Source organism: Solwaraspora sp. WMMD406, assembly GCF_029626025.1.
GTDB lineage: Bacteria > Actinomycetota > Actinomycetes > Mycobacteriales > Micromonosporaceae > Micromonospora_E.
This window is the reverse complement of sequence record NZ_JARUBF010000001.1, coordinates 3,513,454-3,535,505: the sequence shown is the minus strand read 5'-3', so window position 1 is coordinate 3,535,505 and position 22,052 is coordinate 3,513,454. Positions and strand designations below refer to the sequence as shown.

Below are 22,052 nucleotides of genomic sequence, written 5' to 3'. Positions count from 1 at the left end.
GCTGATCGAAACCGGCAGGGATATTGCAGGATCCGAGCAAATCGGTGCCCCGAACCGGGCACCCGGCACCCACCCCAGGGGGGCGACGTTCGGATGGGTCGAGAGGTCGAGAGGCCGACGGATCAGCGAATCAGGCAGCCGGCGCCGTTCACCGCGCAGCGGTCTGGTCTCGCTCCGGAACCGTGCCGCTCGAAGTGGAATCGCAGTGGGACCGAGGAACGTCCGCCGACCGGAACACCGCCGCGGAACACATAGTCGGATCCCGATCGAGTCATCGACGCCTGCGGTGCCCCCTCGACCCACGCGGCGTAGAGCCGGCCGACGTTTCGGGGAAACCGCAACGTCACCGTCCAGTCCTGATCTCGACTCGACGTGTTGACCACCAGCACTTCGGCGATGAAGGCGTCGCCATACTGGTCGAGCACCCGGTACCGGCCGACCAGATCATGATTCGGTTTCGGTTCGACCGGTGGTGGCGGCGGAGGCGGCGCGGCCGTGGTGGCCGGCGGTGGCGCCGGCGCGGAGGCAGCCGGTGGCGTGCTGGCCGCCGGCGGCGGCATCACCGGCGCCGACGGCGTCAACGACGGTGACGGCGGCGCGGGTGCCAGGATCGCCTGGCCGGACGGCGGCGGCGCGACGGCGACGAGCTGCCCACCGGTGTTGATCGGCGGTGACGCGGCCGGCCGGGGCTCGGGCGCGGGGGTGACGAGATCCGGCGGCGGTACTTCACCGGTGGCCCGCGACTGCATCGGTACGCAGCCCGCCGCCACGAGGAAGATGAGCACCATCACCCCGAGTCCACTCAGGACGACTACCCACGGTGCCATAGCAATCACGTTGGCGGGGGTCCACACGGTACGCGCGACGTGTCTGCCGTCCACGATGGCCCCCTTAGCGCAACGACGTCCCGCGAGAGAGTAGCGATTCAGACCCGCTGCGCAAAAGGGTTAGTTGACCCTCGCTTAGACCGTGTGTCAGTAGGGGTTGTTGCTGGTCAACAGGTTGAGTCGGTCGGCGCGGCGGTAGCAGATCAGAGCGCATGCCAGGTGGAGGAATCCGAGGTAGTGGGAAGCCTTGCGGTCGTAGCGGCGGACCAGCCGTCGGAACCGGGTCATCCACTCGAGGCAGCGTTCGATGACGTAGCGGTGCCGGCCCAGCCGCTTCGACGACTCGACGCCCTTGCGCGCGATCCGTGCGACGATGCCGCGTGCGCGCAGCAGGTCGCGGCATTCGGGGTAGTCGTAGCCCTTGTCGCCGTGGAGTTTGGCCGGTCGTCGACGCGGCCGGCCGACCGGTTGACGCACTGGTGTGACGCCGTCGACCATGTCCTCGAGCATCCGGTGGTCGTTGAGGTTCGCGGCGGAGACGCCCACGTGCAGCGGCAACCCGCCCCGGTCGCTCATGGCGTGGATCTTGGAGCCGGGCTTGCCCCGGTCCACCGGGCTGGGCCCGGTCAGGTCCCCCTTTTCACCGCGCGTACGTGCATGCTGTCGACACTCACCCTCGACCAGTCGATCCGCCCGGCCGCGCCGAGGACATCGAGCGTCGCCCGGTGCAGGGCGGTCATCACCCCGGCCTCGACCCATTCGGCGAACCGGCGGTGCGCGGTGCGCCAGTGGACCGGGAACGAGGCGGGCAGCTTGCGCCACGAGCAGCCGGACTCCAGTACGTACAGGATCGCCGCGAGCATCGCCCGGTCATCGGTCCGCCGCCGGCCGCCGCCCTGGTGCCTTTCCGGGTGCGGCGGCAGCAACGGCCGCGCGAGGTGCCACAACGCGTCGGGGCAGTACTTCTCCACGTCATCCACACCACGTCAACGAATGACCTTGAACTTCAACAACCCCAAACGACACACGGTCTTAGTCGAGTGGGGTAACAGTACAGATACGCACCCCATCGCGACCGAGACGCAACAGATAGTGGAAATGCCGCCCCGGCACCGATCGACCGGCGGCATCCAGATACTCCCACTCGACCCCTACCGCGACGAGGCCGACGCTGACCGGCCGGACCTCCGCGAAGCGGGCGTGCGCGGCGACGATCCGCTGTCGCTGGTAGTCGGGTGCGGCACCGACGAACGACAGTGCCACCGCCGCCGGCGAGGAGAACGAGAAGCTGTACCCGTCCGCGACCACCATCGCCGGCGACGCGAAGCAGCCGGCGATGGCCGGCAGGTCGCCAGCGGTCACCGCCGCGCCGTACCGGTCGAAGAAGTCGGTCAACGCGTCGAGTCGGGTCGAGGTGTCCACGCCACCCCAGGTGCCCGGGCGGTCTCGACGGCAAACCCGTCCCGTCCGGAACGGGCGGCGGGCTCCGGAGCAGACAGCGGCGGGCGGGCGGCCGGTGTCCCAGCACCCGGCACCGGGGTTGCAGCAATAGCAAGACGGACGTACGGTTTTGATAACGTACGGTTTCGATACGGAGCCGAGGCCGCTCCCGGGGTAAGCGTCACCTCACCCGGACAGCGCGGCGATCCGTACGAAAGACTGCCAGGACGACCAGCGACACAGCGGTAAGGAGTCCGACGTGGCGAGCCTCGACACCTTCGGTGCGAAGAGCCAGCTACGCGTCGCCGACGCGAGCTACGAGATTTTCAAGATCAACACAGTGGCGGGTCACGAACACCTGCCGTACAGCCTGAAGATCCTGCTGGAGAACCTGCTCCGCACCGAGGACGGGGCCAACGTCACCGCCGAACAGATCCGGGCACTCGGCGGCTGGGACCCGACCGCGGAGCCGAGCGTCGAAATCCAGTTCACCCCGGCCCGGGTGCTGATGCAGGACTTCACCGGCGTCCCCTGCGTGGTCGACCTGGCCACCATGCGGGAAGCCGTCCGCGACCTCGGCGGCGACCCGACCAAGGTCAACCCGCTCGCGCCGGCCGAACTGGTCATCGACCACTCGGTCATCGCCGACCTGTTCGGCCGCGAGGACGCCTTCACCCGCAACGTCGAGCTGGAGTACGGCCGCAACAAGGAGCGCTACCAGTTCCTGCGCTGGGGACAGACCGCGTTCAACGAGTTCAAGGTGGTGCCGCCCGGCACCGGCATCGTGCACCAGGTCAACATCGAATACCTGGCCCGCACGATCATGGAACGCAACGGTCAGGCCTACCCGGACACCGTCGTCGGCACCGACTCGCACACCACCATGGTCAACGGACTCGGCGTACTCGGCTGGGGCGTCGGCGGCATCGAAGCCGAGGCCGCCATGCTCGGCCAGCCGGTCAGCATGCTGATCCCCCGGGTCGTCGGCTTCAAGCTCTCCGGCGAGGCACCGGCCGGCACCACCGCCACTGACCTGGTGCTCACCATCACCGAGATGCTGCGCCAGCACGGCGTGGTCGGCAAGTTCGTCGAGTTCTACGGCCCCGGTGTCAGCGCCGTCCCGCTGGCCAACCGGGCCACCATCGGCAACATGTCACCCGAGTACGGCTCGACCGTCGCGATCTTCCCGATCGACGCCGAAACCATCACCTACCTGCGACTCACCGGCCGCGACGACGCCCAGGTCGCCCTGGTCGAGGCGTACGCCAAGGAACAGGGTCTCTGGCACGACCCGGCCGCCGAACCGCACTACTCGGAGCGCCTCGAGCTCGACCTGTCGGCGATCGAACCGTCGCTGGCCGGGCCGAAGCGCCCGCAGGACCGGGTGCCGCTGGGCAGCGCCAAGACCATGTTCCGCTCCGCGCTGACCGACTACGTCTCCGACGAGCCGACGCCGACCGTGGCCGGCCACGCCGACGAGGCCAGCGTCGAGTCGTTCCCGGCCAGCGATCCACCGGCCGTCGACGGCGCCGACGACCCGGCGGACAAGCCGCACGAGCTGATCAGCGCCTCGCTCGGCGCCGGCGGTCGGGCCAGCAAGCCGGTCCGGGTCACCGGCGCCGACGGCACCGAGTTCGAACTCGACCACGGCGCGGTGGTGATCGCCGCGATCACCTCCTGCACCAACACCTCCAACCCGCAGGTCATGCTCGGTGCCGCGCTGCTGGCCCGCAACGCCGTCGACCGGGGCCTGGCCCGCAAGCCGTGGGTCAAGACGACCCTGGCGCCGGGCTCGAAGGTCGTCATGGACTACTACGAGCGGGCCGGGCTCACCCCGTACCTGGAGAAGCTCGGCTTCCACCTGGTCGGCTACGGCTGCACCACCTGCATCGGCAACTCCGGGCCGCTGCCCGAGGAGATCTCCGCCGCCGTCAACGAGCACGACCTGACCGTCGTGTCGGTGCTGTCCGGCAACCGCAACTTCGAGGGCCGGATCAACCCGGACGTCAAGATGAACTACCTGGCCTCGCCGCCACTGGTGGTCGCCTACGCCCTCGCCGGCACGATGGACATCGACCTGGCCACCGAGCCGCTGGGCACCGGTTCCGACGGCGAGCCGGTGTACCTGCGCGACATCTGGCCCGGCAACGCCGAGATCGAGCAGGTCCGGGCCGGCGCGATCGGCGCGGCCGGCTTCGGAGCCGCGTACGCCGACGTGTTCGCCGGTGACGAACGCTGGCAGTCGCTGCCCACCCCGACCGGCGACACGTTCACCTGGGCCGACGAGTCGACCTACGTGCGCAAGCCGCCGTACTTCGAGGGCATGGCGCCGACGCCACGGCCGGTGGCCGACATCACCGGGGCCCGGGTGCTGGCCAAGCTGGGCGACTCGGTGACCACCGACCACATCTCGCCGGCCGGGTCGATCAAGGCGGACTCCCCCGCCGGTCGCTACCTCACCGAACACGGGGTGCCCCGGCACGAGTTCAACTCGTACGGCTCGCGGCGCGGCAACCACGAGGTGATGATCCGGGGCACCTTCGCCAACATCCGGCTGCGCAACCAGTTGGTGCCGGGCGTCGAGGGCGGGTTCACCGTCGACCACCTGACCGGTGAGCAGACCACCATCTACGACGCCTCGGTGGCGTACGCGCGGGCCGGCGTCCCGCTCGTCGTGCTGGCCGGCAAGGAGTACGGCTCCGGTTCGTCGCGGGACTGGGCCGCCAAGGGCACCATGCTGCTCGGCGTACGGGCGGTGATCGCCGAGTCGTACGAGCGGATCCACCGCTCCAACCTGATCGGCATGGGGGTGCTGCCGTTGCAGTACCCGGCCGGTCAGGACGCCGCGTCGCTCGGGCTGACCGGCACCGAGACGTTCGACATCGTCGGCGTGACCGCGCTCAACGACGGCACCACCCCGCGTACGGTCACGGTACGCACCGACAGCGGCGTGGAGTTCGAGGCGGTGGTCCGCATCGACACCCCGGGCGAGGCCGACTACTACCGGCACGGCGGCATCCTGCAGTACGTGTTGCGCAAGATGCTGGCCGGCTGAGACCAGCTCCCGGCCGAGGTGAGACGGCGGCGGGCGGTGACCGGTCCGGTCACCGCCCGCCGCCGTCGTGTGCCAAGCTCTTGGCATGGACGACAGGACGGTACTGGCCCGGATCCACGAGCTGGTCGACGAGGAGCACGAGCTGCGCACCCGGTTCACCGCCGGCGAGTTGTCGGCCGACCAGAAACACGACCGGCTCCGCGCCGTCGAGGAAGCCCTGGACCAGTGCTGGGATCTGCTGCGTCGACGCCGGGCCGCGCGGCAGGCCGGCACCGACCCGGACTACGTCGCGCCCCGCCCGACCGGCGAGGTGGAAAGCTACCTGCAGTAGGCGCGGGATTGGCGAGGGCTGGTCAGCTGGCCAGCACCGTGGCAACGGCGGGGATCACCCCGGCTGCCTCCCGGGTCGGGGCGAACCGGTCGTCCATCCAGCTGCGTCCCCGGTGCAGCCACACGCTCGGCAGGCCGGTGGCGGCGGCACCACCGATGTCGGCCTCCGGGCTGTCGCCGATCATCCAGGCCCCGCGCAGCCGCATCCGGACGCTCTGTGCCGCGAGCGCGAAGATCCGAGGATTGGGCTTGCTCACCCCGGCCGCCTCGGAGATCACCCAGTCCGCGACGTAGCGGTCCAGGCCGGTACGGCGAATCTTGGTTTCCTGCTGCCGGACGGCTCCGTTGCTGACCACGACCGGAATCCACCCGGCGTCGCGGGCGATCCGTAGGGTGCAGGCGACCAGCGGGTCGAGGCGGGTGTGTTCGACCACGCCGTCGTGCAGTGCCTCGACGAGGTCGATCGCCGACATCCGCAGGCGGTATCGGTCCCGGATCGCGTCGGCGAGGTCCCACCGGTCGGTCAGTCCGTCCGCGTCGACGGACACCAGCCAGTCGATGTCGTCGGGCGGTGCCCCGATCGAGGCGAGAAACGCCTGACCCCACACACGGAACGGCCCGGCCCGGTCGAGCAGGGTGTTGTCCAGATCCAGGAGCAGGAGTGGCACGGGCCGCACCTTACGCGACAGTACGCATCCGCCGACAGTCCTGTTGTGTTAACTGACCCAGCTAGCAAGCCGTACGTACGGATTGCACGCTATCCGCGCACCTGACACGATCACACCATGCCTCGGGTGAGTCAGGTCCAGCTCGACGCGCGCCGCCAGGAGATCCTCGCCGCCGCGCGCGTCTGCTTCGCCCGGCACGGCTACGAGGGTGCCACGGTCCGGCGGCTGGAAGAAGCGACCGGTCTGTCCCGGGGTGCGATATTCCACCATTTCCGAGACAAGGACTCGCTGTTCCTCGCCGTCGCCGAGGACGACGCCGCCGCGATGGTCGAGACGGTCGCCCGCAACGGCCTCGTCCAGGTCATGCGGGACCTACTCGGGCGGGCGCTGTCCCCGGACACGGCGGGGTGGCTCGGCAGTCAACTCGAGGTGTCCCGCCGGCTGCGGACCGATCCGGATTTCGCCCGACGCTGGGCCGCCCGATCGGCGGCGATCGCCGAAGCCACCCGGGACCGGCTGCACCGGCAACGCGACGCCGGAGTGCTTCGCGAGGACGTACCGATCGACGTGCTCGCCCGCTTCCTTGAGCTCGCCTACGACGGCCTGGTCCTGCACCTGGCGATGGGTCGACCCGCCGGTGACCTCGGTGCCGTGCTCGACCTCGTCGAGGAGGCGGTCCGCCGGCCCACCCCGCATCCCGCCGGCTGACGTCGGCCGCTGGCACGGCTAACCGCACGATGTCGGCCGCTGGCACGGCTGCTGCACAATGAGGCCGCGATCCGCCGCGTATCCCTTGGCGCAGCGGAGCTCGTCGACATCGGGCAACGGAGGCAGCACGATGGCAGCAGACACCTGGGGCATCCCCGGCCCCCTCTTCCTGCAGATGTTCGGGCTGGCCGCGCTGGGACTGTTCGTGGCCAACCTGGTGTTCCGCCGGACCGTCCTCGGCGGACGCGACGTCGTGTACTCGACCTTGACCGGGGCGCAGGTGGCGTTCCTCAACGGCGGGGAGCGACTGGCCCGGTACGCCACGTTGGCGAAACTGCGCAATACCGGAGCCATCGCGATGGCCCACAGCGGCCACCTGGCCACCGCCGGTCCCCTGCCCGTCGGCGCCACCGACCTCGACCGGGCGGTGTACCACGCGGCGACCAACCAGGTCCGCGCCCGTGACCTCGCCACCGACCACTGGGTCGCGCAGTCCGTTCAGCAACTGCGGGAAGGACTGGAAACGGCCGGACTCGCGGTGACCGGGCCCCAGCGGCGGACCGCCCGACGGCTGGCGGCGGCCATGCTCGTCCTGGCAGCGGTCGGAGTGGTCCGCCTGGTCGCCGGGATCGCCAACGGACGTCCGATCGGCTACCTGCTGCTGCTCCTCGCGGTCACCGTCCCGGTGGGACTGGTGCTGTGGTTCACCGTCCCCCGGACGACCCGGACCGGCCGGTCGGCCCTGCGGAACATGCGGAACCTGCACAGCTATCTCGCCCCAGCACGCAAGCCGGCGTACTCGTCCTACGGCGCCGACGGTGCCGCCATGGGCGTCGGACTGTTCGGCGCGATGGCGCTGTGGTCGATGGACCCGGCGTTCGCCGCCGAAGCCGAGATCGAACGCACCTCCACCGGCGGCGGCGACGGCGGAGGCGGCTCGGACGGCGGGGGCGACGGCGGAGGTGGCGGCTGCGGAGGCGGCGGCTGCGGGGGCGGCTGCGGAGGATGACCGCCGACTACGGACTCGGCATCGGCTGGCGACCGGAGATCGCCGGCGTCGTCGCCGGCCTGCCCGGCCTACGGTTCACCGAAGTGATCGCCGAGTCGATCCCACCGAACGGGCCGATCGACGCGGAGCTGGCGGCCCTGCGCGCGCGAGGGGTGACCGTCGTACCGCACGGGGTTCGACTCTCGCTCGGCAGCGCCGAACCGGTCGAGCCGGACCGGGTCACCCGGCTGGCCCGCGCCGCCGAACTGCTGGACGCGCCGCTGGTCAGCGAACACATCGCGTTCGTCCGCTCCGCCGGAGTGGAAGCCGGACACCTGCTCCCGCTGCCCCGGACCCGCGCGGCGGTCGACGCGATGGTCGCCAACGTGGCCAGGGTCCGAGACGAACTCCCGGTCCCGATCGCCCTCGAACCGATCGCGGCGATCTTCGACTGGCCCGACGACGAGTTCGACGAACCCGACTTCGTCACCGAGATCTGCGAACGGTCCGACGCGCTGCTGCTGCTGGACGTCGCCAACGTCTACGCCAACGCCCGCAACCGGGGCACCGACCCGGTCGACGTGCTCGACCGGCTGCCACTGGAGCGGGTCGCCTACGTGCACGTCGCCGGTGGTGCCGCCGACCAGGACGGCATCTACCACGACACGCACACCGAGGCCGTACCCCCGCAGGTGCTGGACCTGCTCGGCGAACTCTGCGCCCGGCGACGGCCGCCGGCGGTGCTGCTCGAACGCGACGGCCACTACCCGCCGGCCGACGCGCTCCGCGACGAACTCGACGCGATCGCCCGCGCGGCGGGCGTCGCACCGATCACGTGACCGACCCGACGTCCGCCGACGACCTCGCCGCCGCACAGCGGGCGCTGGTGGCCGCCCTGGTACACGGGGCAGCGGACCCGGCCGGCTTCGACCAGTCCCGGTTGGCCGTGGCCCGTGCCGCACTGCTGCGCAAGCGCGCCGGTGAGGTGGCCCGGCACTGGCCGCTGCTGGCCGCCGCGCTCGGACCCCGGTGGCCGGCAGACTTCGTCACCTGGGCCGCTGCCCGATCCCCCGACGGCGGCTGGCGGGATGGTTGGGACTTCGCCCGCGCCCTGGCCGACGCCGGCGCGCTGCCTCGCCTCGCGGCGGGAGAGCTCGCCGAACGGGAAGCCGGATGGCGCTACGACGGCCGCTCCGCGCCGCGCACACGCCGGTTGCCGGCGTTGCGTCGGGTTCCCGGCGGCCTCGTGGTGCAGATCGCCGGACAGGTCCGGCGACTCGGCCGGTCCTGACCCCAGATCGGCGTGGATCGCCGGGGGGCGGCGGCGGTCGAGAACGTCCCGTGTAGCAGGATCCGGGGATGGATCTGAGCCTCACCGACCGGGTGTACGTGCTCACCGGCGCATCGCGGGGACTCGGCTTCGCCACCGCCGAATGCCTGGTCGCCGAGGGCGCCCGGGTAGTGCTCGCCGCCCGCGACGCCGACCGGCTGGACGACGCGGTGGCCCGACTGGGTGGACCGGACCGCGCGGTCGGGGTCACCGCCGACCTAGCGGCACCGGACACCGCCCGCCGCCTGGTCGAGACAGCGGCACACCGGTACGGCCGCCTCGACGGGGCGCTGATCTCGGTCGGCGGACCGGCTCCGGCCGTGGCGGCGGCGGCCGGCGACGACCAGTGGCGGCACGCCTTCGACACCGTCTTCCTGGGCACCGTACGGGCGGTGCGCACGATCGGTGCAGAGTTGCCCGCTGGCGGCGCGATCGCGCTGGTGCTGTCGACCTCGGTACGGATGCCGCTGGCCGGGCTGGGCATCTCCAACGGGCTGCGACCCGGTCTCGCCGCCGTGGCCAAGGAACTCTCCGACGGGTACGCCCGACGCGGCGTGCGCCTGGTGAGTCTGCTACCCGGCCGGATCATGACGGACCGCAACGTCGAACTGTTCGCGTCGGCGGACGATCCGCAGCAGGCCCGCGAGCGGGCGGAGGCCGCGATCCCGCTCGGCCGGCTGGGCACGCCGGCGGAGTTCGGCCGGGTGGCCGCCTTCGTCCTGTCCCCGGCGGCGAGCTACCTGACCGGCATCACGCTGCCGGTCGACGGTGGCGCCCTGCCGTACCCCTGAGATGCCCACGCCGACGCCGCCCGGCGATCCGACCACGAGGAATCCGACCGTCCGCGAGCTGGCCGAGGCCGCCGGACGTACGGTGCCCGACGTGCTCGGCCCGGACCTCGACGTACTGTTCTGCGGGATCAACCCGAGCTTGTACTCGGCGGCGACCGGGCACCACTTCGCCCGGCCCGGCAACCGCTTCTGGCCGGTGCTGCACCGGTCCGGCTTCACCGACCGTCAGCTCCGTGCGACGGAGGATGCGACGCTGCCCGCGTACGGGCTGGGCGTGACCAACCTGGTCGCTCGGGCCACCGCGCGCGCCGACGAACTGAGCCGCGCCGAGGTGATCGCCGGAGCTGCCCGGCTCACCGAACTGGTCGCCACGTACCGTCCCCGATGGGTGGCGGTGGTCGGGGTGACCGCGTACCGCGTCGGCTACGCCCGACCGAAGGCGGTCGTGGGGCCACAGCCGCAGACGCTGGCCGGAGCGGGGTTGTGGGTGCTGCCCAATCCCAGTGGGCTCAACGCCCACTATCAGCTGGACCGGCTGGCGTACGAGTACGGCATGCTGCGGCGGGCCGTGACGGACCGGCCGGGGTGAACCCGCGCGGGGTGCGCTCACGCCCGGCCAGGCTTGACGGACCGTCATGGCTCGACACCGACGGAACGACCGGAGGCGGCGGCGGTCACCGGGTCCGGACCGGTGTCGTCGACGTACGGTGCCGGTGAGTCCGTGACCGCGAACTGGGTGCGGTATAGCTCGGCGTAGAGTCCGTTGGCACCGATCAGCTCGCTGTGCCGGCCGCGTTCGACGATCCGGCCCTCGTCCAGCACCAGGATCTGGTCGGCGTCGCGCACGGTGGACAGCCGGTGGGCGATGACGATCGCCGTACGACCGGTCAACGCCACGGCCAGGGCGCGCTGGACGGCGGCCTCGGATTCGGAGTCGAGGTGGGCGGTGGCCTCGTCGAGGATGACGATCGACGGGGCTTTGAGCAGCAGCCGCGCGATGGCGATGCGCTGCTTCTCGCCGCCGGAGAAGCGGTATCCCCGCTCACCGACGACCGTGTCCAGCCCGTCGGGCAGCGCCTCGACCAGGTCGGCGACCTGTGCGCCGCGCAGCGCCGCCCAGATCTCGTCGTCGGTGGCGTCGGGCCTGGCATAGCGCAGGTTCTCGGCGATGGTCTCGTGGAACAGGTGCGAGTCCTGGGTGACCACGCCGATGGTGTCGCGCAGCGAGTCGAGGGTGGCGTCGCGGACGTCCACCCCGCCGACCCGGATCGCGCCGTCGGTGACGTCGTACACCCGGGAGACCAGCATGGCGGTGGTGCTCTTGCCTGCTCCGGACGGACCGACCAGCGCGACCATCTGTCCAGGTTCGACGGTGAACGACACACCGCGCAGTACCGGTTCGGAGGTGGTCCGGTCGAGGGTCGCGACGTCCTCCAGCGAGGCCAGGGACACCTCGGCGGCGCTCGGGTAGCGGAACCGGACGTCGCGGAACTCGAGTCGACCGGAGCCGGGCGGCACCGGCACCGCGTCGGGCCGCTCGGCGATCGACGGGGCGAGGTCGAGGACCTCGAAGACCCGGTCGAAGGAGACCAGCGCGCTCATCACGTCCACCCGGACGTTGCTCAACGCGGTGAGCGGACCGTAGAGCCGGGTCAGCAGCAACGCCAGGGTCACGACGGTGCCGGCGCTGACTGCGCCGGTGACGGCCAGCCAACCACCGAGACCGTAGGTCAGTGCCTGGGCGAGCGAGGCGACCAGCAACATCGCCACGAAGAAGGTCCGCGAGTACATCGCGGACTGGATGCCGATCTCGCGGACCCGGTCGGCCCGGTCGGCGAACCGACGTGCTTCGACCTCGGGCCGGCCGAAGAGCTTCACCAGCAGGGCCCCGGAGACCCCGAACCGCTCGGTCATGGTGGCGTTCATCTTCGCGTCGAGATCGTAGGACTCACGGGTGATCTCGGCCAGCCGTCGGCCGACCCGGCGCGCCGGGATGATGAAGATCGGCAACAGCACCAGTGACAGCGCGGTGATCTGCCAGGAGAGGGTGAACATGACCGCTGCGGTGAGGACCAGTTGGATGACGTTGCTGACCACGCCGGACAGCGTGGAGGTGAACGCCCGCTGGGCACCCAGCACGTCGTTGTTGAGTCGGCTGACCAGCGCCCCGGTCTGGGTCCGGGTGAAGAACTGCAGCGGCATGCGCTGGACGTGGTCGTAGACCTTGGTGCGCAGATCGAGGATGATGCCTTCGCCGATCCGGGCGGAGTACCAGCGCTGCGCGAGTGAGAGCAGGGCGTCGACGACGGCGAGCCCGGCGATGAACAACGCGAGACGGACGACGGTGCCGCCGGCGTCCGCGCCGCCAGCGGTGATCGCGTTGATCACGTCGCCGGCGAGGACCGGGGTGACCACCCCGATGCCGGCGGCCGCCACGACGGTGATCAGGAAGACGACCATATCTCGGCGGTACGGCCGGGCGAACGCGACGATCCGGCGGGCGGTGCCACGGTTGACCCGGTGCCGACGCACCTGGTCGCTGTCGCGCATGGAGCGCAACATCCCCCAACCGGCACCCATGCCACCGCCGCCAGCCATCGAACTCGACACCCGCCACCTCCTGCCGTCCGCGTCCCGGATGTCAGTCTCCCGGACACCTACGACAACCACATCGGTAACCGACACCTTCCCGACGACCCCTTACCGGCGGCAGCGGCGGGCAACGACCATCCGGCCTTCGGCGGACAACGACCATCCGGCCTTCGGCGGACAACAGACGGAGGATCGGCGTTACTCGCCGAGCCCGGCGAGGTCACGCAGGCGCCGGGTCTGGGCCTCACGTTCGGCGCGCAGCTGCGCGGCGGGGGTACGGCCCACCGCCCCGGTGAGCAACGCCTTGATCTCGACGATCGCGTCCCGGGGTCCGGCCAGCACCGCCGCGGTCAGATCGGCCACGGCCGGGGTGAGCTGGTCGGCCGGTACCACCAGATTGGCCAGACCGATCCGATCCGCTTCTCCCGCGTCGATCCACCGACCTGTGACGCAGATCTCCAAAGCCCGGCTGTAGCCGACCAGATCGACGAGACGTCGGGTGCCGCCGAGGTCGGGCACCAGCCCGAGGGTCACCTCCGCCATGCAGAATCGGGCGTCGTCGGTAAGGACCCGCAGATCACAGGCGAGGGCGAGTTGGAATCCGGCCCCGACGGCCGGCCCGTGCACGGCGGCGACGGTGATCAGATCAGGGCGGGTCAGCCAGGTGAAGGATTCCTGGAAGGTGGCGATCTGGGCGGCGCACTCCTCGGGCTCGCCGACGGCCACCGGGGGCGCGACAATGAACGACCGGTCGAGTCCGGACGAGAAGGCGCGACCGGCACCGCGCACCACCACGACGCGGACGTCGCCGCGTAGTTCGCGGCCGATCGCCCACAGCGCCCGCCACATGGCGGGAGTCTGGGCGTTGAGCACGTCGGGCCGGTCCAACGTCACCGTCGCGACCGGCCCGGCGTATTCGAGGCGTACGCCGTCGGACACGGTCAGCGGGGGCTCTGACCGAGGCGACGGCGGACGCCACGGGGCGGGTGTTTCACTGCTGCTTCTTACGACGCCGGGCGCCACCACGCTGGCGCAGTTGCACTCCGGATTCGGTGAGCACCCGGTGGACGAAACCGTAGGAACGGCCGGTGGAGGCCGCCAGGGCGCGGATGCTCTCGCCGGAGGTGTACCGCTTGACCAGGTCCTTGGCCAGGGTCTGACGCTCGGCTCCGACGATCCGGCGACCCTTCTCGGTGCTGGCGGCTGTGCCGGTGGCTGCCATGTTGATTCCTCACGTCCCAGACTGAGCGGTTCGATGCGGTCCCACCTATTAGACCGCCTCCGCCGATCATGCGCTAGATATGAACTGTTGGCCAAGCGACACGCACAGCGTGCCAGTTAGCCGATACGACCATCAACCCAATGGCGTCGACGTCCCGCCGACCGGCGTCAAGCATGATCCACATACCGGTGTTCATGACGATTCACGCTAACCGAAATGACGTTCACCGATATGGAGCAGGTGAGCCCGAAGGCCCACCCGTGCTGCAGTTCATGCAAGTTCCACGAGTTCCAGCAGGTCGTCGCTCCACGTGTCCTCGTCACCGTCGGGCAGGAGAATCGCCCGGTCCGGTTTCAGCGCCAGCACGGCACCCGGATCGTGGGTCACCAGCACGATCGCGCCCGGATACCGAGCTATCGCATCGAGAACCTGTTCGCGGCTGACTGGATCCAGGTTGTTGGTCGGCTCATCGAGGAGCAGAACGTTCGCACCGGAACAGACAAGGGTGGCCAACGCCAGCCGTGTCTTCTCGCCGCCGGAGAGGACACCGGCCGGCTTGTTGACGTCCTCACCACTGAACAGGAAGGCTCCGAGAATTTTTCGCAGTTCGGTATCCGACTGCTCGACCGCGGCACTACGCATGTGGTCCAGCACCGACCGCTCGACGTCCAGGGTCTCGTGTTCCTGGGCGTAGTAGCCGATACGAAGACCGTGTCCGGGTGCCACCGCCCCCGAGTCGGGCTGCACCAGACCACCGAGTATGCGCAACAGGGTTGTTTTGCCGGCACCGTTGAGGCCGAGGATCGCCACCCGGGAACCCCGGTCGACCGCGACGTCGACCCCGGAGAAGATCTCCAGCGACCCGTACGACTTCGACAGACCGGCGGCGGTCAACGGTGTCTTGCCACAGGGTGCCGGGCTCGGAAAACGCACCTTCGCCACCTTGTCCGCGACCCGCACCTCCTCCAGACCGGAGAGCAGCTTCTCCGCCCGCCGGGCCATGTTCTGGGCGGCGACCGTCTTGGTGGCCTTGGCGCGCATCTTGTCGGCCTGCGCCATCAGCGCGCCGGCCTTCTTCTCGGCGTTGGCCCGCTCGCGGCGGCGGCGGCGCTCGTCGGTCTCCCGTTGCTGCTGGTACGCCGCCCACCCGACGTTGTAGACGTCGACCACTGATCGGGTGGCGTCGAGGAACCAGACCTTGTTGACCACGGCCTCCAGCAGCGACACGTCGTGGCTGATGACGATCAGCCCGCCCTTGTGTCCGGCGAGGAACCCGCGCAGCCAGGTGATCGAGTCGGCGTCGAGGTGGTTGGTGGGCTCGTCCAGCAGCAGGATCCCGCCGCCGTTCTCAGCCGCGTCACGAAACAGGATGCGGGCCAGCTCGATCCGTCGGCGCTGGCCGCCGGAGAGCGTACCGATGGTCTGGTTGAGGACCCGATCCGGCAGACCGAGGTTGGCGCAGATCCGCGCCGCCTCCGCCTCGGCCGCGTACCCGCCCAGCGAGGCGAACTGATCCTCCAGTACGCCGTAACGGCGTACCAGCTTGTCGTCGGTGCCGCCCTCGGCGAGGCGGCCCTCCAGCTCGGACATCTGCGCCATCAACGTGTCCAGCCCCCGTGCGGACAGCACCCGGTCGCGGGCGGTCACGCCCAGATCGCCGGTACGGGGATCCTGCGGCAGGTATCCGACCGTGCTGCGCCGCTCGACCTGCCCGGCATAGGGCAGGCCCTCCCCGGCCAGCACCTTGAGGGTGGTGGTCTTTCCGGCACCGTTGCGGCCGACCAGACCGATCCGGTCGCCGGGCTGCACCCGCAGGGTGGTGTCCGACAGCAGGATCCGCGATCCCGCGCGTAGTTCCAGGCCCGTAGCGGTGATCATCGTTCTTCGCTCCCCGATGTCAAAGGCTGACTTGCGGACACGACAATGCGCCGACGGGTGAATCCTCCGTCGGCGCCGGGCGGTTCAGCCTTCGCAGAGCAGCACGTCCCCCATCGTAGCGTCGCGACCGACGTCGCTCCCAACGGATTATCAGACAAGATCATCGGGTAGGAAGCGGACGCCGGTCGGCCACCCCGCCCGGCACCTGCCCGTCGCCCGCCGGTACCACGCCCGGCGGATGCGCCACGTCTCGACGATCGGGGTCGGTGTTGAAGCTCAATCGAAACGCGCGGATCGACACCAGTCAGGTGCGGGATCAACGAGGTGCCGGCGGCGGATCGGGCGGAGTCCCCCTTCGCATCCCGATCGGCGGCGGTGGTCGCGGCACGCTGGTCGGGGTGGTGGTGGCCCTCCTGATCACCCTCGTGGGTGGCGGATTCGGCCTCAACGCGCTGACGGGTGACGGCGGTGGCGGCGAAACCGGTGGCGACGCCGCGCTGGAACAACGGTGCGCGGCCGACGACGCGCTGACCCAGCTCGACTGCCGCAACACGCTGTACGTCAACTCGGTGCAGGCGTACTGGCGCACCGCCCTCCCGGAGCACTTCGGTAGGCCCTACCAGCCGGCGGAGACGGTCTTCTTCGAGCGGTTCGTCGACACCGGTTGCGGATCGGCCGACTCCGGGGTGGGGCCGTTTTACTGCCCCGCCGATCGACGGGTCTACCTCGATCTGACCTTCTACCAGGTGCTCGCCGAGCGGCTCGGCGCCGGCGGCGAGTTCGCCCAGCCGTACGTGGTCGCCCACGAGTACGGCCACCACGTCCAGACCCTGCTCGGTATCGCCGATGAGGTCCGCCGGCAGCAGGAACGTGACCCGGGCGGGGCCAACGAGCTGTCCGTGCTGATGGAGCTGCAGGCCGACTGCTTCGCCGGTGCCTGGGCCCACAACGCCACCGGAACAGCTGACGCCAGTGGGCAGCGCATCTTCACCAGTGTCACCGAACGCGACATCCAGGAAGGGCTGGACACCGCCGCGGCGATAGGCGACGACGCGATCGCCCGGCGAGCCGGCAACCCGGTGGAACCGTCCCAGTTCACCCATGGCACCTCTGCCCAACGCCAGGAGTGGTTCGGACGGGGCTTCACCAGTGGAGATCCGACCAGCTGCGACACGTTCGCCGGGGCCCGGTGACCTGAGAGCCGGGCTGGCGCACCAGCGGCCGGCACCGGTCCGCGCGTCAGCGGGCGAACGGACCCGCGCAGACCCGCCAGCTTCCCCGGTTGACGGCGACCTCGAGCATGATCACCTGCGCGACGCCGGTGGTGGTGGTGATCCGGACGCCGACCGTCGCCAACTCCGGTCGGCTCGCCGCCTCGATCGGCCGGACCGCGCCGATCCAGTAGTCCTCGATCCCCAGCCCCCGCGACCACTCCAGGAACCGGGTACGGCTGAGGTCGGCCTGTGTGGTGGTACAGAGCAGGTCGTACGCGGCGTCCTGCGGCCCGTCGGTGAGCCGGTCGAGAAACGCCACGGCGGCCGTACGGGCGGCCAAATCGGGTTCCTGCCCCGACCGCAGGAACAACCCACCCACCGCGCTGACCGTGACGCCGAACAGCACCAGCACGCCCACGACTGTCAACAGTTGCCGTTTGAGCTGCTCGTCGAGGTAGCGTAGGCGCGCGATCATGGCCGCAGGGTAGCCGAGTCGAGCTCGTGTCGCGTTCCGTGCCGACACGAGCGGGACGCCGACCCGACCCCGCGCGAGGACGACCCGCCGGAGGCCGACGATCAGCGGTGGAGGCGTCCCTCGCAGGTCGTGCGGTGGTCCGGCCAGCCGTAGATGCCGGCAGACCTGGCCGAACGAGGGGCAAGTCCACCAACGGGTTGATGTATCACCCCTACCTGGGGTGCTACGCACATCAGGCGCGTTTGGTTCAACTGATCATTGGAGCGAAACAACATGCTGCCCGGTGGGATGATGCCCGTTACCCAGCTGATCGCGATGGTCCGCAGCACCCCACCGCGGCAGGCCGTCGGGCTGCTGGCGGCGATGCCCGCCGACCGGCTGCCGGTGGTGGTCGCGGCGATGGAACCGGTCGATCTGACCCGGCTGTTGCCCGCCGCCGGGGACGAGCTGCGGGCCCGCCTGATAGCACTGCTCACCACCGAACAGCTCGCCGAGCTGACGGCGAGCATGCCCACCGCCGGCGCCGTACGGCTGCTCACCGGGCTGCCGGCCGACCAGGTCCGGGCGGTCGCCGACCGGCTGCCGCAGGCGACCACCGCCGCGCTGCTCACCGCGCTACCCGCCGAGGCACAAGCCGACCTGCTGGCGGTGATGCGGCCCCAGCACGCCCAGGCGGCCTGGGCCGGCACCTACCAGCGCGAGGTAGCCGAGGCGCTGGCGCGGGCCAACGCCGAGGTGAGCATTCCGCCCGACGCCCCGAGTGGGATCGTGCTGGTGCAGATCTTCGGCTGGCGGATCACCGTGGCCGCCCGACGCGACGACGACGGCCGCGTCGCGGTCCGCGACGCCGAGGACGCGGCCTACAAGCTACGGGCCAACGCCGCCCTGGCGGTGACCGACTACCAGCCGGCCACCGACGTGCTCGACTACTGCGACGAGGCGCGCCGCCAGGGTCGGCCGATCAGCGCGGTCGGCTGGGTCGACCATCGGCACGACGGACACCTCAAGCGGGCGCTGGTCGGCCTGGTGCGTTAGCCGGACCGGGTACGGCACCAGCACCGTCACGGGGCGAGATCACACGTTGAAGCCGAGGGCCCGCAGCTGGTCCCGACCCTCGTCGGTGATCTTGTCCGGGCCCCATGGCGGCAACCACACCCAGTTGATCCGGATGTCGGACACCAGCCCACCGCCCGGACCCGTGGTCAGCGCCTGCCGGGCCTGATCCTCGATCACGTCGGTCAGCGGGCAAGCAGCGCTGGTCAGCGTCATGTCCAGAGTCGCCACGTTGTCGTCGTCGACGTGTACGCCGTACACCAAGCCGAGATCGACCACGTTGATGCCGAGCTCCGGGTCGACGACGTCCTTCATCGCCTCCTCGATGTCGGCGAGAGCGGGCTTGCCGGCCGGGGCCCCGCCGTTCGCGGTGGTCTCCGGGGCGCTGCCGCCACCGGTGGCCGCCGCGTCAGGCGTCGCCTCGGTCATGGTCTGGTCGGAACTCATCATTTCACCTCCGGGCTCGCGCCCACACCGGCACGCGCCGCCGCGTCCTTGAACGCCATCCACGGCAGCAACGCACACTTGACCCGAGCCGGGTAACGCGCCACACCGGCGAACGCCACCCCGTCGCCCAGCACATCTTCGTCCGGTTCGACCGTGCCACGACCGGACACCAGTTCGACGAAGGCGCCGTGCACGGCGAACGCCTCCTCGACCGACCGGCCGTCGACCAGGTCGTAGAGCACGCTCGCCGAGGCCTGGCTGATCGAACAGCCCTGGCCGTCGTGCGACACCCCGACGTGGGTGTCGGCGTCCAACGCCACCCGGACGGTCACCTCGTCACCGCAGGTCGGGTTGACGTGGTGCGCCTCGCCCGCGTACGGCTCCCGTAGTCCACGGCCCTGCGGGTGCTTGTAGTGGTCCAGGATGATCTCCTGGTACAGCTGCTCGAGCTCCATCAGTCGAACACCTTCCGCACCTGTTCCAGCCCACGCACCAGCGAATCGACCTCACCGATGGTGGTGTAGAGGTAGAACGACGCCCGGGTGGTGGCCGGCAGACCGTAGCGGACGCAGACCGGCCGGGCACAGTGATGACCCACCCGTACCTGGACCCCCTGTGCGTCCAGGATCTGACCCACGTCGTGCGGATGGATGCCGTCGAGCGCGAACGAGATCGTGCCGCCGCGGCCGACCGGTTCGGCCGGTCCGACGATCCGCAGTCCCGGTACGGTGGCCAGGGCGTCCAGGGCGTACGAGGTGATCAGCTCCTCGTGCGCGGCGATGGCCGGCATGCCGAGCGCGGACAGGTAGTCGACGGCCGCGCCGAGGCCGATCGCCTGGGCGATCGGCGGGGTGCCGGCCTCGAACCGGGCCGGTGGCGGGGCGAACGTCGATCCGCTCATCGCCACCGTCTCGATCATCGAGCCGCCGCCGAGCACCGGCGGCATCGCCGCCAGCAGGGCGGCCCGCCCCCACAGCACGCCGATCCCGGTCGGGCCGCACATCTTGTGTCCGGTGAAGACGATGAAGTCTGCGTCGAGCTCGGCGACGTCCACCGGTCGGTGTGGCACCGACTGCGAGCAGTCCAGTAGCAGCAGCGCGCCGACCTCGCGGACCCGGCGGGTGATCGCGGTGAGGTCGTTGACCGTACCGAGGATGTTGGACATGTGCACCAGGGAGACCAGTTTGGTCCGCTCGGTGACGATCTGGTCCAGGTCGGACTCGTCGAGCCGGCCGTCCTCGGTGAGCCCGAACCAGCGCAGCGTGGCACCGGAACGTTGGCAGAGCAGCTGCCACGGCACGATGTTCGAGTGGTGCTCCATCTCGGAGATCACCACCTCGTCGCCGGGCCCGAGGCGCAGCCGGGGGTCGGTGCCGGTGCCGGCGAGACCCGCGGCCGAGGCGTTGGAGAAGGCGTACGCCACCAGGTTGATCGCCTCGGTGGAGTTCTTGGTGAACACCACCTCGTCCGGGCTGGCCGCGCCGACGAACGCGGCGACCGTGGCCCGGGCACCCTCGTACGCCTCGGTGGACTCGGTACCCAGGGTGTGCACCGAGCGGGCCACGTTGGCGTTGTGCCGCTGGTAGTAGTCGGTCAGCGCGTCGAGCACCTGCCGGGGTTTCTGCGAGGTGTTGGCGCTGTCCAGGTAGACCAGCGGATGGCCGTTGACCTCCCGGCCGAGGATCGGGAAGTCGGCGCGGACGGCCTCGACGTCGAGGGCCGGCGGGCCGCTCTGCGGTGAGGTGTCCCGGGAGATCGCTATGGTGCTCATCGGCGTCAGGCCGCCCTTCTGCGGGTTGGGAGGGACCGCGGCGTCAGGCCGTGGCCGCGCCCGCGCCCGCGACGTACCGCTCGTAGCCTTCGGCCTCGAGCTTGTCGGCCAGCTCCGGGCCGCCTTGCTCGACGATGCGGCCGCCGACGAAGACGTGCACGAAGTCCGGCTTGATGTAGCGCAGGATGCGGGTGTAGTGGGTGATCAGCAGCAGTCCGGTCCGGCCCGACCCGCGTACCCGGTTGACGCCTTCGCTGACCACCCGCAGCGCGTCGATGTCCAGCCCGGAGTCGGTTTCGTCGAGGATCGCGATCTTGGGGTTGAGCAGCTCCAGCTGCATGATCTCGTGCCGCTTCTTCTCGCCGCCGGAGAAGCCCTCGTTGACGTTGCGCTGGGCGAACGCCGGGTCCATCTGCAGCCGCTCCATGGCGCCGCGCAGCTCGCCGGCCCAGGTGCGCAGCTTCGGCGCGGTGCCGTCGACCGCGGTCTTGGCGGTACGCAGGAAGTTGGCCACCGAGACGCCCGGCACCTCCACCGGGTACTGCATGGCGAGGAAGAGCCCGGCGCGGGCCCGCTCGTCGACCGACATCGACAGCACGTCGGCCCCGTCGAGCAGCACCTCACCGCCGGTGATCTCGTACTTGGGGTGGCCGGCGACCGAGTAGGCCAGGGTCGACTTGCCCGAGCCGTTCGGGCCCATGATGGCGTGGGTCTCCCCCGCCCGGACGGTCAGCGTCACCCCGGCCAGGATCGGCTTGTGCTCGCCCTCCGGCAGCTTGACCGACACCTGCAGGTCACGGATCTCCAGAACGCTCATGGTGCGGCTACTCCATTGCTCGGCGTCAGACTGACGTAGATGTCGCCGTCGTGGATCTCGACGGGGAAGACGGGTACGGGTTCGGTGGCGGGCAGCCCGGTCGGCGCCCCGGTCCGCAGGTCGAACCGGGAGCCGTGCAGCCAGCATTCGAGGGTGCAGCCGTCCACCTCGCCCTCGGACAGGGCGACCGCGGCGTGCGAGCACTCGTCGTGTACGGCGTGGAAGGAACCCTCGTCGGTGTGTACGACGGCGACCTGGACGCCCTCGATGTCGGCGCTGACCGCGGTGCCTTTGGGGATCTCCGTAGTGGCGCAGACCCGGATCAGATCGACCATGGTCACCGGATTCCGTTCGCCGCCGTACCGGGCTGGCCGGGTACGGGTTGGCCCGGGACGGCCGGTCCGGCGGGGTCGCCGGTCGGGCCGGCCGACCGGATCCCGTTCGGG

The 22,052-nt window shown here is 70.5% G+C and carries 24 protein-coding genes; 10 read left to right on the top strand and 14 right to left on the bottom strand.

The window, feature by feature from the left end; genetic code table 11:
* Positions 1-122: 122 nt before the first annotated feature.
* The 3 genes from O7632_RS15885 to O7632_RS15875 all read right to left on the bottom strand — a co-directional run bounded on the left by O7632_RS15885 (position 123) and on the right by O7632_RS15875 (position 2,249).
* Positions 123-827: a cellulose binding domain-containing protein gene (locus O7632_RS15885; RefSeq protein WP_278115184.1), complete on the bottom strand. Its 705-nt coding sequence runs from the start codon at positions 825-827 to the stop codon at positions 123-125.
* 147 nt (positions 828-974) lie between these two features.
* Positions 975-1,798, bottom strand: a protein-coding gene (locus O7632_RS15880) for an IS5 family transposase (protein WP_278119771.1) whose coding sequence is annotated in 2 segments (ribosomal slippage) — positions 975-1,459 and positions 1,459-1,798 — 825 coding nt in all. Because the reading frame shifts where the segments join, the coding sequence is not laid out codon by codon here.
* A gap of 61 nt (positions 1,799-1,859) precedes the next feature.
* The gene (locus O7632_RS15875; RefSeq protein WP_278115182.1) at positions 1,860-2,249 is read right to left on the bottom strand and encodes a hypothetical protein; all 390 of its coding nucleotides are present in this window, start codon (positions 2,247-2,249) and stop codon (positions 1,860-1,862) included.
* 277 nt (positions 2,250-2,526) lie between these two features.
* Here O7632_RS15875 and O7632_RS15870 point away from each other — a divergent pair, with 277 nt between their 5' ends.
* Together O7632_RS15870 and O7632_RS15865 are read left to right on the top strand one after the other, a co-directional pair.
* Entirely contained in the window at positions 2,527-5,322 is a 2,796-nt protein-coding gene (locus tag O7632_RS15870) for an aconitate hydratase (protein WP_278115180.1), read from the top strand.
* Positions 5,323-5,407: 85 nt separating this feature from the next.
* On the top strand, positions 5,408-5,653 hold the full coding sequence (locus O7632_RS15865; RefSeq protein ID WP_278115179.1) for a DUF2630 family protein: 246 nt from the start codon (positions 5,408-5,410) through the stop codon (positions 5,651-5,653).
* A 22-nt stretch (positions 5,654-5,675) separates the two neighbouring features.
* On the opposite strand, the gene O7632_RS15860 is transcribed toward O7632_RS15865, so the two are convergent.
* Positions 5,676-6,320, bottom strand: coding sequence for an HAD-IA family hydrolase (locus O7632_RS15860; RefSeq protein ID WP_278115177.1), 645 nt, complete (start codon positions 6,318-6,320; stop codon positions 5,676-5,678).
* Positions 6,321-6,437: 117 nt separating this feature from the next.
* On the opposite strand from O7632_RS15860, the gene O7632_RS15855 reads away from it, so the two are divergent.
* From O7632_RS15855 to mug, 6 genes are all read left to right on the top strand, one after another.
* Complete coding sequence (locus O7632_RS15855; protein ID WP_278115175.1) at positions 6,438-7,028, top strand: TetR/AcrR family transcriptional regulator; 591 nt, start codon at positions 6,438-6,440, stop codon at positions 7,026-7,028.
* A 130-nt stretch (positions 7,029-7,158) separates the two neighbouring features.
* On the top strand, positions 7,159-8,037 hold the full coding sequence (locus O7632_RS15850; RefSeq protein ID WP_278115173.1) for a TIGR04222 domain-containing membrane protein: 879 nt from the start codon (positions 7,159-7,161) through the stop codon (positions 8,035-8,037).
* The gene (locus O7632_RS15845) at positions 8,034-8,855 is read left to right on the top strand and encodes a DUF692 domain-containing protein (protein ID WP_278115171.1); all 822 of its coding nucleotides are present in this window, start codon (positions 8,034-8,036) and stop codon (positions 8,853-8,855) included. The genes O7632_RS15850 and O7632_RS15845 overlap by 4 nt, the downstream gene beginning before the upstream one ends.
* Positions 8,852-9,307, top strand: a complete 456-nt coding sequence (locus O7632_RS15840) for a hypothetical protein (protein WP_278115169.1) — start codon at positions 8,852-8,854, stop codon at positions 9,305-9,307. Before O7632_RS15845 ends, O7632_RS15840 begins: the two co-directional genes overlap by 4 nt.
* A 68-nt stretch (positions 9,308-9,375) precedes the next feature.
* The gene (locus tag O7632_RS15835) at positions 9,376-10,137 is read left to right on the top strand and encodes an SDR family oxidoreductase (RefSeq protein ID WP_278115168.1); all 762 of its coding nucleotides are present in this window, start codon (positions 9,376-9,378) and stop codon (positions 10,135-10,137) included.
* Position 10,138: 1 nt separating this feature from the next.
* Positions 10,139-10,726 carry a G/U mismatch-specific DNA glycosylase gene (gene mug / locus O7632_RS15830; RefSeq protein ID WP_278115166.1) on the top strand — a complete coding sequence of 196 codons (588 nt, stop codon included), beginning with the start codon at positions 10,139-10,141 and terminating at the stop codon, positions 10,724-10,726.
* A gap of 44 nt (positions 10,727-10,770) precedes the next feature.
* Here the strand turns inward: mug and O7632_RS15825 are convergent, their stop codons facing one another.
* The 4 genes from O7632_RS15825 to O7632_RS15810 all read right to left on the bottom strand — a co-directional run bounded on the left by O7632_RS15825 (position 10,771) and on the right by O7632_RS15810 (position 15,829).
* Positions 10,771-12,735, bottom strand: a complete 1,965-nt coding sequence (locus O7632_RS15825) for an ABC transporter ATP-binding protein (protein WP_278120087.1) — start codon at positions 12,733-12,735, stop codon at positions 10,771-10,773.
* Positions 12,736-12,927: 192 nt separating this feature from the next.
* Positions 12,928-13,674 carry an enoyl-CoA hydratase/isomerase family protein gene (locus tag O7632_RS15820; RefSeq protein WP_278120085.1) on the bottom strand — a complete coding sequence of 249 codons (747 nt, stop codon included), beginning with the start codon at positions 13,672-13,674 and terminating at the stop codon, positions 12,928-12,930.
* 46 nt (positions 13,675-13,720) lie between these two features.
* The gene (locus tag O7632_RS15815) at positions 13,721-13,951 is read right to left on the bottom strand and encodes a helix-turn-helix domain-containing protein (RefSeq protein WP_278115165.1); all 231 of its coding nucleotides are present in this window, start codon (positions 13,949-13,951) and stop codon (positions 13,721-13,723) included.
* A 270-nt stretch (positions 13,952-14,221) separates the two neighbouring features.
* Complete coding sequence (locus O7632_RS15810) at positions 14,222-15,829, bottom strand: ABC-F family ATP-binding cassette domain-containing protein (protein ID WP_278115163.1); 1,608 nt, start codon at positions 15,827-15,829, stop codon at positions 14,222-14,224.
* Between the two features lie 269 nt (positions 15,830-16,098).
* Between O7632_RS15810 and O7632_RS15805 the strand changes: the two genes are divergently transcribed.
* A complete protein-coding gene (locus O7632_RS15805; RefSeq protein WP_278120083.1) occupies positions 16,099-17,022 on the top strand; it encodes a neutral zinc metallopeptidase in 924 nt (307 codons plus the stop codon).
* 46 nt (positions 17,023-17,068) lie between these two features.
* Here the strand turns inward: O7632_RS15805 and O7632_RS15800 are convergent, their stop codons facing one another.
* Positions 17,069-17,518, bottom strand: a complete 450-nt coding sequence (locus O7632_RS15800) for a hypothetical protein (protein WP_278115161.1) — start codon at positions 17,516-17,518, stop codon at positions 17,069-17,071.
* 291 nt (positions 17,519-17,809) lie between these two features.
* Between O7632_RS15800 and O7632_RS15795 the strand changes: the two genes are divergently transcribed.
* Complete coding sequence (locus O7632_RS15795; RefSeq protein ID WP_278115160.1) at positions 17,810-18,553, top strand: hypothetical protein; 744 nt, start codon at positions 17,810-17,812, stop codon at positions 18,551-18,553.
* 39 nt (positions 18,554-18,592) lie between these two features.
* Here the strand turns inward: O7632_RS15795 and O7632_RS15790 are convergent, their stop codons facing one another.
* The 5 genes from O7632_RS15790 to O7632_RS15770 are packed head-to-tail and all read right to left on the bottom strand — an operon-like array spanning position 18,593 to position 21,932.
* Positions 18,593-19,018: a metal-sulfur cluster assembly factor gene (locus tag O7632_RS15790; protein WP_278115158.1), complete on the bottom strand. Its 426-nt coding sequence runs from the start codon at positions 19,016-19,018 to the stop codon at positions 18,593-18,595.
* The gene (sufU, locus tag O7632_RS15785; RefSeq protein ID WP_278115156.1) at positions 19,018-19,473 is read right to left on the bottom strand and encodes a Fe-S cluster assembly sulfur transfer protein SufU; all 456 of its coding nucleotides are present in this window, start codon (positions 19,471-19,473) and stop codon (positions 19,018-19,020) included. Before sufU ends, O7632_RS15790 begins: the two co-directional genes overlap by 1 nt.
* Positions 19,473-20,789 carry a cysteine desulfurase gene (locus O7632_RS15780; RefSeq protein WP_278115154.1) on the bottom strand — a complete coding sequence of 439 codons (1,317 nt, stop codon included), beginning with the start codon at positions 20,787-20,789 and terminating at the stop codon, positions 19,473-19,475. Before O7632_RS15780 ends, sufU begins: the two co-directional genes overlap by 1 nt.
* A 43-nt stretch (positions 20,790-20,832) precedes the next feature.
* The gene (sufC, locus tag O7632_RS15775; protein WP_278115152.1) at positions 20,833-21,606 is read right to left on the bottom strand and encodes a Fe-S cluster assembly ATPase SufC; all 774 of its coding nucleotides are present in this window, start codon (positions 21,604-21,606) and stop codon (positions 20,833-20,835) included.
* A complete protein-coding gene (locus O7632_RS15770; protein ID WP_278120082.1) occupies positions 21,603-21,932 on the bottom strand; it encodes a non-heme iron oxygenase ferredoxin subunit in 330 nt (109 codons plus the stop codon). The genes sufC and O7632_RS15770 overlap by 4 nt, the downstream gene beginning before the upstream one ends.
* Positions 21,933-22,052 lie beyond the last annotated feature (120 nt).

Bases quoted from the DNA above. Each gene is read 5' to 3' on its own strand.
- O7632_RS15780 (WP_278115154.1), bottom strand. From the start codon at position 20,789: ATGAGCACCATAGCGATCTCCCGGGACACCTCACCGCAGAGCGGCCCG.
- O7632_RS15815 (WP_278115165.1), bottom strand. From the start codon at position 13,951: ATGGCAGCCACCGGCACAGCCGCCAGCACCGAGAAGGGTCGCCGGATC.
- sufC (WP_278115152.1), bottom strand. From the start codon at position 21,606: ATGAGCGTTCTGGAGATCCGTGACCTGCAGGTGTCGGTCAAGCTGCCG.
- sufU (WP_278115156.1), bottom strand. From the start codon at position 19,473: ATGGAGCTCGAGCAGCTGTACCAGGAGATCATCCTGGACCACTACAAG.
- O7632_RS15885 (WP_278115184.1), bottom strand. From the start codon at position 827: ATGGCACCGTGGGTAGTCGTCCTGAGTGGACTCGGGGTGATGGTGCTC.
- O7632_RS15855 (WP_278115175.1), top strand. From the start codon at position 6,438: ATGCCTCGGGTGAGTCAGGTCCAGCTCGACGCGCGCCGCCAGGAGATC.
- O7632_RS15810 (WP_278115163.1), bottom strand. From the start codon at position 15,829: ATGATCACCGCTACGGGCCTGGAACTACGCGCGGGATCGCGGATCCTG.
- O7632_RS15790 (WP_278115158.1), bottom strand. From the start codon at position 19,018: ATGAGTTCCGACCAGACCATGACCGAGGCGACGCCTGACGCGGCGGCC.
- O7632_RS15845 (WP_278115171.1), top strand. From the start codon at position 8,034: ATGACCGCCGACTACGGACTCGGCATCGGCTGGCGACCGGAGATCGCC.
- O7632_RS15795 (WP_278115160.1), top strand. From the start codon at position 17,810: ATGCCCGTTACCCAGCTGATCGCGATGGTCCGCAGCACCCCACCGCGG.
- O7632_RS15865 (WP_278115179.1), top strand. From the start codon at position 5,408: ATGGACGACAGGACGGTACTGGCCCGGATCCACGAGCTGGTCGACGAG.
- O7632_RS15800 (WP_278115161.1), bottom strand. From the start codon at position 17,518: ATGATCGCGCGCCTACGCTACCTCGACGAGCAGCTCAAACGGCAACTG.
- O7632_RS15835 (WP_278115168.1), top strand. From the start codon at position 9,376: ATGGATCTGAGCCTCACCGACCGGGTGTACGTGCTCACCGGCGCATCG.
- mug (WP_278115166.1), top strand. From the start codon at position 10,139: ATGCCCACGCCGACGCCGCCCGGCGATCCGACCACGAGGAATCCGACC.
- O7632_RS15825 (WP_278120087.1), bottom strand. From the start codon at position 12,735: ATGGCTGGCGGCGGTGGCATGGGTGCCGGTTGGGGGATGTTGCGCTCC.
- O7632_RS15850 (WP_278115173.1), top strand. From the start codon at position 7,159: ATGGCAGCAGACACCTGGGGCATCCCCGGCCCCCTCTTCCTGCAGATG.